Raw genomic sequence first — 13,302 nt, 5'->3', positions numbered from 1 at the left:
CACTGCGGTGGTGCTACTTGCGGCCGGCGTTGATCAGTTCGGCGTGCTCCTGGAGCGACATCACGCCGACCTCGTCGCGCAGCAGCGCGTCCATGCCCTGGACGGCCGCGCCCATCGCCTGGACGGTGGTCAGGCAGGGCACGCCGCGGGACACGGCGGCGGTGCGGATCTCGTAGCCGTCGAGGCGCCCGCCGGTGCCGTACGGCGTGTTGATGATGAGGTCGACCTCGCCGTCGTGGATCAGCTGGACGATGGTCCGCTCGCCGTTCGGGCCCTCGCCCTCGCTGTGCTTGCGCACCAGCGTGGACGGGATGCCGCCGCGGTGCAGCACCTCGGCGGTGCCGGCGGTGGCGAGCACCTCGAAGCCGAGGCTGACCAGCGCGCGGGCCGGGAAGACCAGGTTGCGCTTGTCCCGGTTGGCGACCGAGACGAAGACCTTGCCCTTGGTCGGCAGCGCGCCGTACGCACCGGCCTGGGCCTTCGCGTAGGCGGTGCCGAAGACCTTGTCGATGCCCATGACCTCACCGGTCGAGCGCATCTCCGGGCCGAGCACGGTGTCCACGCCGCGGCCGTGGACGTCGCGGAAGCGGCTCCACGGCATCACGGCCTCCTTGACCGAGATCGGGCAGTCGGCGGGCAGCGTGCCGCCGTCGCCCTCGGCCGGGAGCAGGCCCTCGGCGCGCAGCTCGGCGATGGTGGCGCCGAGCGAGATCCGGGCGGCGGCCTTGGCCAGCGGCACCGCGGTCGCCTTGGAGGTGAACGGCACGGTGCGGGAGGCGCGCGGGTTGGCCTCCAGCACGTACAGGATGTCCCCGGCCAGCGCGAACTGGATGTTGATCAGGCCGCGGACGCCGACACCGCGCGCGATGGCCTCGGTGGAGGTGCGCAGACGCTTGATGTCGAAGCCGCCGAGGGTGATCGGGGGCAGCGCGCAGGCGGAGTCGCCGGAGTGGATGCCGGCCTCCTCGATGTGCTCCATGACGCCGCCGAGGTAGAGCTCGGTGCCGTCGTACAGCGCGTCGACGTCGATCTCCACCGCGTCGTCGAGGAAGCGGTCGATGAGCACCGGGTGCTCGGAGATCAGGCCGGCGTGGCGCTCCAGGTAGGAGGCGAGCGAGGCCTCGTCGTAGACGATCTCCATGCCGCGGCCGCCGAGCACGTACGACGGGCGGGCGAGCACCGGGTAGCCGATCTCGTCGGCGATCGCCTTGGCCTCCGCGAAGGAGAACGCGGTGCCGTGCTTGGGGGCGGGCAGGCCGGCGTCGCGCAGCACGCGGCCGAAGGCGCCGCGCTCCTCGGCGAGGTCGATCGCCTCGGGCTGGGTGCCGACGATCGGCACGCCGTTGTCCTTGAGCGCCTGGGCCAGGCCGAGCGGGGTCTGGCCGCCGAGCTGGACGATCACGCCGGCGAGCGGGCCGGCCTGCTGCTCGGCGTGGACGATCTCCAGCACGTCCTCCAGGGTGAGCGGCTCGAAGTAGAGCCGGTCGGAGGTGTCGTAGTCGGTGGAGACGGTCTCCGGGTTGCAGTTGACCATCACGGTCTCGTACCCGGCGTCGGCCAGCGCGAAGGAGGCGTGCACGCAGGAGTAGTCGAACTCGATGCCCTGACCGATGCGGTTCGGGCCGGAGCCGAGGATGATCACGGCTGGCTTGGTGCGCGGGGCGACCTCGTTCTCCTCGTCGTAGGACGAGTAGAAGTACGGGGTCCTGGCGGCGAACTCGGCGGCGCAGGTGTCGACGGTCTTGAACACCGGGCGGATGCCGAGCGCGTGCCGGACCTCCCGGACGACGTCCGGCTTCAGGCCGCGGATCTCACCGATCTGCTGGTCGGAGAAGCCGTGCCGCTTGGCGTGGCGCAGCAGCTCGGGGGTGAGCTCGGCGGCCTCGGTCAGCTCCCCGGCGATCTCGTCGAGCAGGAAGAGCTGGTCGACGAACCACGGGTCGATCTTGGTGGCCTCGAACACCTCCTCCGGGGTGGCGCCGGCCCGGATGGCCTGCATCACGGTGTTGATCCGGCCGTCGGTCGGCACGACCGCCTTGACCAGCAGCTCGGCCTTGTCCCCGACCGGGCCGGTCCAGGAGAACTGGGAGCCCTTCTTCTCCAGCGAGCGCAGCGCCTTCTGCAGCGCCTCGGGGAAGTTGCGGCCCATGGCCATGGCCTCGCCGACCGACTTCATGGTGGTGGTCAGCGTGGCGTCGGCGCTCGGGAACTTCTCGAACGCGAAGCGCGGGACCTTGACCACGACGTAGTCGAGGGTCGGCTCGAAGGAGGCCGGGGTCTGCTCGGTGATGTCGTTGGGGATCTCGTCCAGGGTGTACCCGACGGCCAGCTTGGCGGCGATCTTGGCGATCGGGAAGCCGGTGGCCTTCGAGGCGAGCGCCGAGGAGCGGGAGACACGCGGGTTCATCTCGATGACGATGACCCGGCCGTCGTCGGGGTTGACGGCGAACTGGATGTTGCAGCCGCCGGTGTCGACGCCGACCTCGCGGATCACGGCGATGCCGATGTCGCGCAGGATCTGGTACTCGCGGTCGGTGAGGGTCATCGCCGGGGCGACGGTGATCGAGTCACCGGTGTGCACGCCCATCGGGTCGAAGTTCTCGATGGAGCAGACGACCACGACGTTGTCGCTCTTGTCGCGCATCAGCTCCAGCTCGTACTCCTTCCAGCCGAGGATGGACTCCTCCAGGAGCACCTCGGTGGTCGGCGAGAGCGCCAGGCCCTGGCCGGCGATGCGGCGCAGGTCCTCCTCGTCGTGGGCGAAGCCGGAGCCGGCGCCGCCCATGGTGAAGGAGGGGCGGACGACGACCGGGTAGCCGCCGAGCGTGTCGACGCCGGCCAGCACCTCGTCCATGGTGTGGCAGATGACCGAGCGGGCGGACTCGCCGTGGCCGATCTTGGCGTTGACGGCCTCGACGACGCCCTTGAAGAGCTCGCGGTCCTCGCCCTTGTGGATCGACTCGACCTTGGCGCCGATGAGTTCGACGTTGTACTTGGCGAGCACGCCGTTGGCGTCCAGCGAGATCGCGGTGTTGAGCGCGGTCTGCCCGCCGAGGGTCGGCAGCAGCGCGTCGGGGCGCTCCTTGGCGATGATCCGCTCGACGAACTCCGGGGTGATCGGCTCGACGTAGGTGGCGTCGGCGATCTCCGGGTCGGTCATGATCGTGGCCGGGTTGGAGTTGACCAGGATGACCCGCAGGCCCTCGGCCTTGAGGACGCGGCAGGCCTGCGTGCCCGAGTAGTCGAACTCGGCGGCCTGGCCGATCACGATCGGGCCGGACCCGATCACCAGGACGGACTTGATGTCAGTGCGCTTAGGCACGCTGGCCCTCCATGAGCTCAACACTGTGCTTGTCGTCGCCTCGCATGAGCTCGACGAACCGGTCGAAGAGGTAGGCCGCGTCGTGCGGGCCGGCAGCCGCTTCGGGGTGGTACTGCACGCTGAAGGCGGGGACGTCCAGCGCCTGGAGGCCCTCGACCACGTCGTCGTTGAGGCAGACGTGGGAGACCTGGACCCGGCCGTAGGGGGTGTCGCTCACCTTGTCCAGCGGTGCGTTCACGGCGAAGCCGTGGTTGTGCGCGGTCACCTCGACCTTGCCGGTGGTGCGGTCCTGCACCGGCTGGTTGATGCCGCGGTGGCCGTACTTGAGCTTGTAGGTGCCGAAGCCCAGCGCGCGGCCGAGGATCTGGTTGCCGAAGCAGATCCCGAAGAACGGGGTCTTGCGCTCCAGCACGCCCTGCGCGACGGCGACCTGGTGGTCGGCGGTGGCCGGGTCGCCCGGGCCGTTGGAGAAGAAGACGCCGTCCGGGTTGACCGCGTAGAGGTCCTCCAGGGTGGAGTTGGCCGGCAGCACGTGCACCTCGATGCCGCGCTCGGCCATCCGCTGCGGGGTCATCCCCTTGATGCCGAGGTCCAGCGCGGCGACGGTGAACCGCTTCGTGCCGATCGCGGGCACGACGTACGCCTCGGTGGTGGCCACCTCGGCGCACAGGTCGGCGCCCTTCATCTCGGGCGACTGCTGCACCCGGGCGAGCAGGGTGGCCGGGTCGGCCAGCTCCTGGCCGGAGAAGATGCCGCAGCGCATCGCGCCGCGCTCGCGCAGGTGCCGGGTGAGCGCCCGGGTGTCGATGCCGCTGATGCCGACGACGCCCTGGCGGACGAGCTCCTCGTCCAGCGAGCGGGTGGAGCGCCAGTTGGACGCCACCCGGGCGGGGTCGCGCACGACGTAGCCGGCGACCCAGATCTGCTTGGACTCGTCGTCCTCGTCGTTCCAGCCGGTGTTGCCGATCTGCGGGGCGGTCATCACGACCACCTGGCGGTGGTACGACGGGTCGGTCAGGGTCTCCTGGTAGCCGGACATGCCGGTGTTGAAGACCGCCTCGCCGAAGGTCTCGCCGATCGCGCCGTAGGCCTGGCCGCGGAAGGTCCGGCCGTCCTCCAGGACGAGCACAGCGGGCATGCGCTCCCGCCGTCGGCGCTGCGTGGTGGGGGCAGGTGCGGTCATTGAGCGGCCTCTTCCGTCTTCGTCTTCGTACGTGTTGCGAGTTGAGCGATCGCCTCGACCCAGGCGGCGTGCTCGTCGGGGTGGTCGGCCCGGAAGCCCGAGTCCAGCTCGGTGCCCTCGTGCGTCCAGGTGACGACGAGCAGTCCGGCCGGGACGACCTTTCCGGCGATCCCGGAGTCGGTGCGGGCACCGGTCAGGTACCCGGCCGGGATCCAGAGGTCGACGTCGCCGGGGCGCTGCACCAGCAGGCCGTCCTCGCCGAGGGTGAGGTCGGCGCGGCTGCGGGTGCCCAGGCCGTGCGCGACGACCCGGTCGAGCCAGTTCCCGGCCGTGGTGGTGCCGTGGTACCGCCCGCTGGTCTCCAGGATCTTCCGTCCGGCGCCGGCCGGCACGGCGGGCAGCGGCGGGATGCCGGACTGGAGGGTGCGCCGCCAGTTCCAGCCCTGCCGCATCAGCCAGTAGACGAGGCCGATCACGATCAGCAGGCCGACGGCCCAGCCGATGTACCCGGGCCAGTTGGTGACCTTCGCCTGTTGCTGGGCGAGTTGGGCCAGGCCGGTCACGCCGCGCCGCCCTGCTCGGCGAGCTCTCCGGCCAGCACGGTGGCGCGCCCGCGCAGGAAGGTGGCGTGCACCCGTCCGGGCAGGTCAAGGCCCTTGTAGGGAGTGTTGCGGCTGCGGGTGGCGAAGCTGTCCGGGTTCACGGCACCACGGTACGCGGGATCGAACAGCACCAGGTTGGCCGGCTCACCGACCGAGACGGGCCGGCCCTGTCCGGCGAGACGGCCGATCCGGGCCGGGCGGTGCGACATCCGGTCCGCGACGCCCTCCCAGTTCAGCAGGCCGGTGTCGACCATGGTCTGCTGCACGACCGACAGCGCGGTCTCCAGGCCGACCATGCCCATCGCGGCGACGGCCCACTCGCAGTCCTTGTCCTCGTCCGGGTGCGGCGCGTGGTCGGTGGCGACGGCGTCGATGGTGCCGTCCGCCAGCGCCTTGCGCAGCGCCTGGACGTCCTCGGCGGTGCGCAGCGGCGGGTTCACCTTGTACACCGGGTCGTAGGAGCGGACCAGCTCGTCGGTGAGCAGCAGGTGGTGCGGGGTGACCTCGGCGGTGACGTCCCAGCCCTTGGCCTTGGCCCAGCGGATGATCTCGACCGAGCCGGCGGTGGAGACGTGGCAGACGTGCAGCCGGGAGCCGACGTGCGCGGCGAGCAGCACGTCCCGGGCGATGATCGACTCCTCGGCGACGGCCGGCCAGCCGCCGAGCCCGAGCTCGCCGGAGACCTGGCCCTCGTTCATCTGGGCGCCCTCGGTGAGCCGCGGCTCCTGGGCGTGCTGGGCGACGACGCCGTCGAAGGCCTTGACGTACTCCAGGGCGCGGCGCATCAGCACCGCGTCGTCCACGCACTTGCCGTCGTCGGAGAAGACCCGCACGTTCGCGGCGGACTCGTGCATCGCGCCCAGCTCGGCGAGCTTCTTGCCGCCCAGGCCGATGGTGACGGCGCCGACCGGCTGCACGTCGCAGTAGCCGGCCTCCTGGCCGAGCCGCCAGACCTGCTCGACCACGCCGGCGGTGTCGGCCACCGGGGTGGTGTTGGCCATCGCGTGCACGGCGGTGAAGCCGCCCATCGCGGCGGCCTGGGTGCCGGTGAGCACGGTCTCGGCGTCCTCGCGGCCGGGCTCGCGCAGGTGGGTGTGCAGGTCGACCAGGCCGGGCAGCGCGATCAGGCCGCGGGCGTCGATCTCGATGTCCGCCTCGACCGCCAGGTCGGTGCCGATCGCCTTGATCACGCCGTCGGCGAGGTGGAGGTCCTGCGGGGCACCGCCGAGGATCTGGGCGTTGCGGATCAGGTAGGTGGTCACTGAGCGGTCTCCACGGAGTCGGTGCGGGCGTCGTTGAGGGTGGCTCCCCCGAGCAGCAGGTACAGGACGGCCATCCGGACCGAGACGCCGTTGGCGACCTGCTCGACCACGGTGCAGCGCGGCGAGTCCGCGACCTCGGCGGTGATCTCCATGCCGCGCACCATCGGGCCGGGGTGCATCACGATGGCGTGGCCGGGCAGCTGGGCCATCCGGGTGCCGTCCAGGCCGTAGCGGCGGCTGTACTCGCGCTCGGTCGGGAAGAACGCGGCGTTCATCCGCTCGCGCTGCACCCGCAGCATCATCAGCGCGTCCGTCTTGGGCAGCACGCTGTCCAGGGAGTAGCTGATCTCGCAGGGCCAGTTCTCGATGCCGATCGGCAGCAGCGTCGGCGGGGCGACGAAGGTGACCTGGGCGCCGAGGGTGGTCAGCAGGTGGACGTTGGAGCGGGCGACCCGGCTGTGCAGGACGTCGCCGACGATGGTCACCCGGCGGCCCGCCAGGTCCTGCCCGAGGCCGGGGTTGAGGTGGCGGCGCATGGTGAAGGCGTCGAGCAGCGCCTGGGTGGGGTGCTCGTGGGTGCCGTCACCGGCGTTGATCACGCTGCCGTGCAGCCAGTCGGACTGGGCGAGGCGGGCCGGCGCGCCCGAGGCGTGGTGCCGGATGACGACCGCGTCGGCGCCCATCGCCTGCAGGGTGAGCGCGGTGTCCTTGAGGCTCTCGCCCTTGGAGACCGAGGAGCCCTTGGCGGAGAAGTTGATGACGTCGGCGGAGAGCCGCTTCTCGGCGACCTCGAAGGAGGTCTTGGTACGGGTCGAGTCCTCGAAGAAGAGGTTGACGACGGTGCGGCCGCGCAGCGTGGGCAGCTTCTTCACGGCCCGTCCGGAGAGCTGGGCCAGCTCCTCGGCGGTGTCCAGGATCAGCAGCGCGTCGTCGCGGGTGAGATCGGCGGCGGAGACGAGGTGGCGCTTCACGCGGGTTACTCCGGGAGGTGCGGTTCGGACGGCTGGGAGGCCAGGGCCTGGGAGGAGCGCGCGGTGTAGTCGCGGTCGCCGACCAGCACGGCGTCCACGCCGTCGCTGTCGGACAGGCGCACCTGCACGGCCTCGCGCAGCGAGGTGGGGAGGTTCTTGCCCACGTAGTCGGCCCGGATCGGCAGCTCGCGGTGGCCGCGGTCGACCAGGACGGCGAGCTGGACGGCGCGCGGGCGGCCGATGTCGTTCAGCGCGTCGAGCGCGGCGCGGATGGTCCGGCCGGAGAAGAGCACGTCGTCGACCAGGATGACGAGCTTGCCGTCGATGCCGCCGGGCGGGATCTCGGTGTGCTCCAGGGCGCGGGCGGGCTTGAGCCGCAGGTCGTCCCGGTACATGGTGATGTCCAGGGTGCCCAGCGGGATCTCGCGCCCGGTGATCTGGGCCAGCCGGCCGTGCAGGCGGCGGGCGAGGTGGACGCCCCTGGTGTGGATGCCGAGCAGCACGACGTCCTCCGCGCCCTTGGCGCGCTCGACGATCTCGTGCGCTATCCGGGTGACGACCCGGGCGATGTCCGTGCCGTCCAGCACCTGGTGCGGCGGTCGCGGCGTCGAATCTTGGTGTGTGGTCATGCCGAAGCGGACCTCCTTCCCCGCCTCACGGGACGGGTCTTAAAGGATGTCGGGGACAGCCCCGCCACCTGGCGTGGGCTTCGGGTCATCCTATCAGCGGGCCGGGAGGCAACCGGACGCCCACCATTCCGCTTCACCGGGTTAACGCCCCGGATGCGTCACCGATGCGGTCCATTCGCACGACTGCCCCATTCGGCTTGACGCAGCTACCTCACTCTACGTAACCTCACAGTGAGTTACGAGACGGACGTCGAACCCACCGGTAACGGCGTCGGCAATCGCCCGTGACCCACCACTGAACGCGAAGCAATCTCGTCCGGGGAGATCAATGTCCAGCGACTACGCGAAGCAACTCGGAGGCAAGCTCCGAGCGATCCGCACTCAGCAGGGTCTCTCCCTGCACGGTGTCGAGGAGAAGTCCCAGGGGCGCTGGAAGGCAGTCGTCGTCGGCTCGTACGAGCGCGGCGACCGTGCGGTCACCGTGCAGCGGCTGGCCGAGCTGGCGGAGTTCTACGGCGTCCCGGTGCAGGAGCTGCTGCCCGGCGGCACCCCCGGTGGCGCGGCCGAGCCGCCGCCGCGGCTGGTCCTCGACCTGGAGAGACTGACCCAGGTCCCGTCCGAAAAGGCCGGCCCGCTGCAGCGCTACGCTGCGACGATCCAGAGCCAGCGCGGCGACTACAACGGCAAGGTGCTGTCGATCCGCCAGGACGACCTGCGCACCCTGGCGGTCATCTACGACCAGTCGCCGTCGATCCTCACCGAACAGCTGATCTCCTGGGGCGTGCTGAACCCCGACGCGCGCCGCGCGGTGCGCGAGGAGGAGGCGAGCTGACGTTCGCCGCACCGGCTCCGGCCGGCTCGGTCCGCCTTCCGGGCCAAGCAGAAACGTCACGGCGCGGCACCCCGCATCCCGGGGGCCGCGCCGTTTCGCGTGCGGTGGCCACCGCCGTGCCGAAGGGCGCGCCTCAGCCGACCGTCCCCAGGCTGTAGCCGGGCTGCGCCGCCACGCCGTCCAGCCGTACCGGCCGGGCCGCCGGCGCCCAGTCCTGCCCGCTGCTCGACCAGGCCCAGGAGGCCGGCCGGAAGTGCTCGTCAGCGGCTCCGCCGCGGGCCCCGCCGGCCGCCGCCGAGCCCTGCGAGCCGTGCAGCACCGCCACGCCCGACAGCTCCAGCGCCAGCCCGGCGCACAGCACCGCGCAGACCAGCTCCAGGTCCTCGTCGTTGATCCGTACGACGCCGTCCTCCCACTGCAGCACCCGGGCCGCGGCGGTCAGCCGCCCGCCCGGCGCGTCCACCCGCAGCCGCAGCTCGTACACCCCGGCACCCGCACCGACCAGCATCCGGCGGAACACCTCGCCGCCGCGCTGGTGGGCGGCGCGCACCCACCGGGTGTGGTCCTCGTCGGCCCCGCCCGCACCCCCGTACAGGCCGCCGTCCAGCACCAGGTCGGCGTGGCAGAGCGTCAGCCCGTCCTCCCGGGCCCGGACCAGGCGCGGCACGAAGTCCCCGGCCAGCTCCTCGCCCTGATAGGCCAACAGCTGGGTCCGCAGCGGCGGGTTGACCAGGTAGCGGTCGCGGGCGGCCGGCTCGGCCGGGTCCAGCCCGTGCAGGACGCAGAACTCCTCGAAGTCCTGCGGGTGGAACATCCGGGCCCGCACGACGTCGAAGCGCTCCGCCACGTCGGCCAGCAGCTCGGCGGTGTCGGCCAGGTAGCTCTCGAAGTCGGCGGCGTTCGACACGCCCCAGGCACGGGCCCGGGCGAAGTCCGCCGCGCTGGTCAGGATCCCGATGACGAAGGCCTGCTCGGTCCCCTCGACCCGCTGCCGCTGACGCGGCGCCCGCACCGTGGGTCGCGGGCCGCCGGCGGTGCAGTCGGAGTTGCGGCGGGCGCGGCCGTGTCGGCTCATGCGCCCACCTCGACACGCTCGGCAGGGGCGTTCGCCCACACTTCGACGGTTCGCTCGCTGCGCTCGCTCACGCGTGGCTCCTGGCATCGGCGGGTGACGGTCAGCGGCGGGCTCGCCGCTGACCGTCTTCCTCCCCACCACCGCGCGCCGCACACGTACGGCGTGTCACAGGAATGTAACCGACGGTAAATCGTCTGATTCAGGCCCCGCGCGGCACCCGCGCCAGCTGGCGGGACTGCGCGACCAGGCGGCCGGCCTCGTCCCAGACCTCGGCGTCCTCCTCGAAGTACCCGCCGGCCAGGTTGCGGGTGGCGTGGGTGACCCGCAGCCAGCCCGGGACCGGCTTCGCCCGCAGGTGGACGGTCAGCTCGACAGTCGGGGCCCAGCCGGGCAGACCCAGGTCGAAGGTGACCGGCGGCAGCGCATCGGCGACCAGCAGGAGCAGCAGCGGGTCGGGCTCGCGGCCGTCGGCGAGCCGGAACCAGCCCTGGATCCGGCCGTTGCCGGACGGCTGCCCGAGCGCCCAGCCGATGGTGGCCGGGTCGAGCCGCAGGTCGAAGCGCTCCAGCAGCTCGGCCTGGGCGATCAGTTCCTTGGGGGCGTGCTCGACGCCGATGCACTGGTCCGGCGGCGGCAGCCGCGGCGGCTCGGCGCTGGTGCGCACCTCGCCGTCCGCGGTGGCGAGGTCGCCGTGGCTGGCCACCACGCGCAGCCGCTCCACGCCGTCCTGGCTGAGCGAGGCGGTGCCGGTGGAGAGCCCGCGGCCGGTGCGCAGCACCTCGGTGCGGACGGTGGCCGGGCCGGGGGTGGAGGCGGACAGGTAGTAACCACTGATCGACACCGGGTCGGGGTGGTCGCCGTGCTCCAGCGACAGCGCGTGTCCGGCGACGGCGAGCAGCAGTCCGCCGTTGACCCCGCCGCCGATCTGCCAGCCGGTGCCGAGTTCGGCCTCGTAGCGGCCGGGCTCGTCAGGGTGCCTGGTCAGGGCGATGCCCTGGTCGAACTCGCTGCGGGTCGCGGTGGTCATGGGGGGGTGGCCTGCCCTTCACTGCGGGGGTTCCGAACGCCAAGTTACTGGCGAGTAGGGACCACCTTACGCCGACCGGGTGAAACCCGCGACGGCCGCCGGACCCGGAATCCGGGTTCGGCGGCCGTTCTGCGGGGTGCCACCCCCGCCGGCGGAACAGGACCTACCGGCGGATGCTGGGCTTCAGCTCCAGGAAGCGGGCGAGCAGACCGTTGACGAAGGCCGGGGAGTCGTCCGTGGAGAACTCCTTGGCGATCTCGACGGCCTCGTCCAGGACGACCGCGTCCGGGACGCCGTCCTCCCAGATCAGCTCGTACGCGCCGAGCCGCAGGACGTTGCGGTCCACGATCGGCATCCGGTCGAGCGTCCAGCCCACCGCGTACTGCGAGATCAGGTCGTCGATCCGGCGAGCGTGCTGGACGTATCCCTCGATCAGCTCCATGGTGTACTCGCCGACCTGCGGGGTGCCCTCGTCGGGCTTCGGCTCGCGGGCGCGGGCCACCCAGTCGGCGAGGACGGCCTGCGGGTCGACCCCGCGGTGGTCGGCCTCGAAGAGGATCTGGAAGGCCCGGGTACGGGCCTTGCTACGTGCGGCCGACACGGACTTACTTCACCCGGCCGAGGTAGCTGCCGTCGCGGGTGTCGACCTTGATCTTCTCGCCGGTCACGATGAACAGCGGGACGGCGATCTCGGCGCCGGTCTCCAGCGTGGCCGGCTTGGATCCACCGGTGGAGCGGTCGCCCTGGACGCCCGGCTCGGTGTGGGAGATCTCCAGCTCGACCGAGGCCGGGAGCTCGATGTACAGCGGGGCGCCCTCGTACATGGCGACCAGGGCGTCGAAGCCCTCCAGCAGGTACTTGGCGGCGTCGCCGACGACGGCGGGCTCGACGGTCACCTGGTCGTAGGTGTCCGTGTCCATGAACACGAAGTTCTCGCCGTCCTTGTACGAGAACTGCATGCCGCGCTTGTCGACGTTGGCGGTCTCGACCTTGGTGCCGGCGTTGAAGGTCTTGTCGACGACCTTGCCCGTCAGGACCTCCTTGAGCTTCGTGCGCACGAAGGCCGGGCCCTTGCCGGGCTTGACGTGCTGGAACTCGACGACGGACCAGAGCTTGCCGCCCTCCAGCTTGAGGACCATGCCGTTCTTGAGATCGTTCGTGGAAGCCACGGGCGCACTTACTCCTGGATATAGCTGTCAAGGAACCAAGGCTTGCGTCCCGTCGCCGACGGCCGTCGATAGGCCGCGGTCACAGGGCGAGGAGCTCCTTGGTGGTGATGGTGAGCAGCTCGGGCCCGCCCTCCTCGAGGGGGCGGACGACGAGCGTGTCCTCGATCCGGACGCCGCCCTTGCCCGGGAGGTGGACCCCTGGGCCGACGGTGACCGGCACGCGGCTGTCCAGTTTACCCATGTCCGACGGACCGAGTCGCGGCGCCTCCCGGATCTCCAGCCCGATGCCGTGGCCCACCGGGTGCGGGGACGCCTCACCGTGGCCGGCCGCCTCCAGGATCTGCCGCGCGGCCCGGTCGGGCACGTACTGCTCCACGCCCGGCCCGAGCGCCTCCCGGCCGGCCCGCTGCGCCCGGAAGACCAGCCGGTGCAGCTCCACCTGCCAGGGCGCGGGGGCGGCGCCGATCACGAAGGTCCGGGCGGTGGAGACGCCGTAGCCGCGGTACTGGGCGCCCATCACCACGGTGAGGAAGTCGCCCTCCTCCACCCGGCGGTCGGTCGGCTGGTGGGCGGGTTGGCCGGAGTGGCTGCCGGTGCCGACCGACACCGGGTAGGCCGCCCGGTCCGCGCCGTGGTCGATCATCCGGCGCTCCAGCTCCATCGCCAGGTGCCGCTCGGTGCGGCCGACCAGGATCGACTCCAGCAGCTCGCCGAGCGCCTGGTCGGCGATCTCGGCGGCGATCCGCAGGTCGGCGATCTCGTGCTCGTCCTTGACCACCCGCAGCCGCTCGACCACCTGCCCCAGGTCGGCCAGCCGGGCCCCCTCCGCCAGGCTCGCCACCGCCCGGTGCCGGGTGACGGTCAGGTCGTGCTCCTCCACCGCCAGGTCCGCCACCCCCATCCGGGCGGCGGCGGCCGCGGCCGCCAGGGCGGTGTCCGCCCCGGCCGCCACCGGCGCCTGGGGGACGTCCGCGGCGATCAGGTGCTCCCCGGTGTCGTCCTGCGGCAGGTCGTCCGGCAGCGCCAGCAACGTCCGCTCCCGGGTCAGCAGCAGCGTCGCCCCGCAGGGCGCGCAGCCCGTCAGATACCGCACGTTCGCCGCCCGGGTGATCAGCGCCGCATCGGCCCCGGCCGCACTGCAGTGCTCCCTCACCCGCTCCCGCCGACCCGCGTACGCATCAGACATGCGTCGAGCCTACGAACCCCCACCCCGATCCGCCCGCCGAGCAC

12 protein-coding genes are annotated in these 13,302 nt (G+C 71.9%); 1 reads left to right on the top strand and 11 read right to left on the bottom strand.

Annotated features, from left to right (window positions below; genetic code table 11):
* Positions 1-13: 13 nt before the first annotated feature.
* From carB to pyrR, 6 genes are read right to left on the bottom strand one after another with little or no spacing between them, the layout of a single operon-like run.
* Positions 14-3,322 (bottom strand): carbamoyl-phosphate synthase large subunit, encoded by a 3,309-nt coding sequence (gene carB / locus ACIOJE_RS15855; RefSeq protein ID WP_400776632.1) that lies wholly within the window; start codon positions 3,320-3,322, stop codon positions 14-16.
* Positions 3,315-4,505 (bottom strand): glutamine-hydrolyzing carbamoyl-phosphate synthase small subunit, encoded by a 1,191-nt coding sequence (gene carA, locus ACIOJE_RS15850; RefSeq protein WP_280682854.1) that lies wholly within the window; start codon positions 4,503-4,505, stop codon positions 3,315-3,317. Before carA ends, carB begins: the two co-directional genes overlap by 8 nt.
* A complete protein-coding gene (locus ACIOJE_RS15845; protein WP_280682856.1) occupies positions 4,502-5,068 on the bottom strand; it encodes a hypothetical protein in 567 nt (188 codons plus the stop codon). The genes carA and ACIOJE_RS15845 overlap by 4 nt, the downstream gene beginning before the upstream one ends.
* The gene (locus ACIOJE_RS15840) at positions 5,065-6,369 is read right to left on the bottom strand and encodes a dihydroorotase (protein ID WP_280682862.1); all 1,305 of its coding nucleotides are present in this window, start codon (positions 6,367-6,369) and stop codon (positions 5,065-5,067) included. Before ACIOJE_RS15840 ends, ACIOJE_RS15845 begins: the two co-directional genes overlap by 4 nt.
* The gene (locus ACIOJE_RS15835; protein WP_280682864.1) at positions 6,366-7,340 is read right to left on the bottom strand and encodes an aspartate carbamoyltransferase catalytic subunit; all 975 of its coding nucleotides are present in this window, start codon (positions 7,338-7,340) and stop codon (positions 6,366-6,368) included. The genes ACIOJE_RS15840 and ACIOJE_RS15835 overlap by 4 nt, the downstream gene beginning before the upstream one ends.
* Positions 7,341-7,345: 5 nt before the next feature.
* Positions 7,346-7,969: a bifunctional pyr operon transcriptional regulator/uracil phosphoribosyltransferase PyrR gene (pyrR, locus tag ACIOJE_RS15830; RefSeq protein WP_280682866.1), complete on the bottom strand. Its 624-nt coding sequence runs from the start codon at positions 7,967-7,969 to the stop codon at positions 7,346-7,348.
* Positions 7,970-8,297: 328 nt separating this feature from the next.
* Here pyrR and ACIOJE_RS15825 point away from each other — a divergent pair, with 328 nt between their 5' ends.
* Positions 8,298-8,801 (top strand): transcriptional regulator, encoded by a 504-nt coding sequence (locus ACIOJE_RS15825; protein WP_031072501.1) that lies wholly within the window; start codon positions 8,298-8,300, stop codon positions 8,799-8,801.
* 133 nt (positions 8,802-8,934) lie between these two features.
* Here ACIOJE_RS15825 and ACIOJE_RS15820 read toward each other — a convergent pair whose 3' ends face one another.
* The 5 genes from ACIOJE_RS15820 to ACIOJE_RS15800 all read right to left on the bottom strand — a co-directional run bounded on the left by ACIOJE_RS15820 (position 8,935) and on the right by ACIOJE_RS15800 (position 13,258).
* On the bottom strand, positions 8,935-9,876 hold the full coding sequence (locus ACIOJE_RS15820) for a hypothetical protein (RefSeq protein WP_400776627.1): 942 nt from the start codon (positions 9,874-9,876) through the stop codon (positions 8,935-8,937).
* 199 nt (positions 9,877-10,075) lie between these two features.
* On the bottom strand, positions 10,076-10,903 hold the full coding sequence (locus tag ACIOJE_RS15815) for a thioesterase family protein (RefSeq protein ID WP_280682874.1): 828 nt from the start codon (positions 10,901-10,903) through the stop codon (positions 10,076-10,078).
* A 163-nt stretch (positions 10,904-11,066) separates the two neighbouring features.
* A complete protein-coding gene (nusB, locus tag ACIOJE_RS15810; RefSeq protein WP_280682877.1) occupies positions 11,067-11,504 on the bottom strand; it encodes a transcription antitermination factor NusB in 438 nt (145 codons plus the stop codon).
* Positions 11,505-11,508: 4 nt separating this feature from the next.
* On the bottom strand, positions 11,509-12,072 hold the full coding sequence (efp, locus tag ACIOJE_RS15805) for an elongation factor P (protein WP_280682879.1): 564 nt from the start codon (positions 12,070-12,072) through the stop codon (positions 11,509-11,511).
* A 79-nt stretch (positions 12,073-12,151) separates the two neighbouring features.
* Positions 12,152-13,258 carry a M24 family metallopeptidase gene (locus ACIOJE_RS15800; protein WP_400776624.1) on the bottom strand — a complete coding sequence of 369 codons (1,107 nt, stop codon included), beginning with the start codon at positions 13,256-13,258 and terminating at the stop codon, positions 12,152-12,154.
* Between the last annotated feature and the right edge of the window lie 44 nt (positions 13,259-13,302).

This window comes from Kitasatospora sp. NPDC087861 (assembly GCF_044742585.1).
Classification (GTDB): Bacteria; Actinomycetota; Actinomycetes; order Streptomycetales; family Streptomycetaceae; genus Kitasatospora.
This window is presented reverse-complemented; position numbering and strand designations above follow the sequence as displayed.

Coding starts and splice junctions, on each gene's coding strand:
- ACIOJE_RS15825 (WP_031072501.1), top strand. CDS start 8,298: ATGTCCAGCGACTACGCGAAGCAACTCGGAGGCAAGCTCCGAGCGATC.
- carA (WP_280682854.1), bottom strand. CDS start 4,505: ATGACCGCACCTGCCCCCACCACGCAGCGCCGACGGCGGGAGCGCATG.
- ACIOJE_RS15800 (WP_400776624.1), bottom strand. CDS start 13,258: ATGTCTGATGCGTACGCGGGTCGGCGGGAGCGGGTGAGGGAGCACTGC.
- pyrR (WP_280682866.1), bottom strand. CDS start 7,969: ATGACCACACACCAAGATTCGACGCCGCGACCGCCGCACCAGGTGCTG.
- ACIOJE_RS15820 (WP_400776627.1), bottom strand. CDS start 9,876: ATGAGCCGACACGGCCGCGCCCGCCGCAACTCCGACTGCACCGCCGGC.
- ACIOJE_RS15815 (WP_280682874.1), bottom strand. CDS start 10,903: ATGACCACCGCGACCCGCAGCGAGTTCGACCAGGGCATCGCCCTGACC.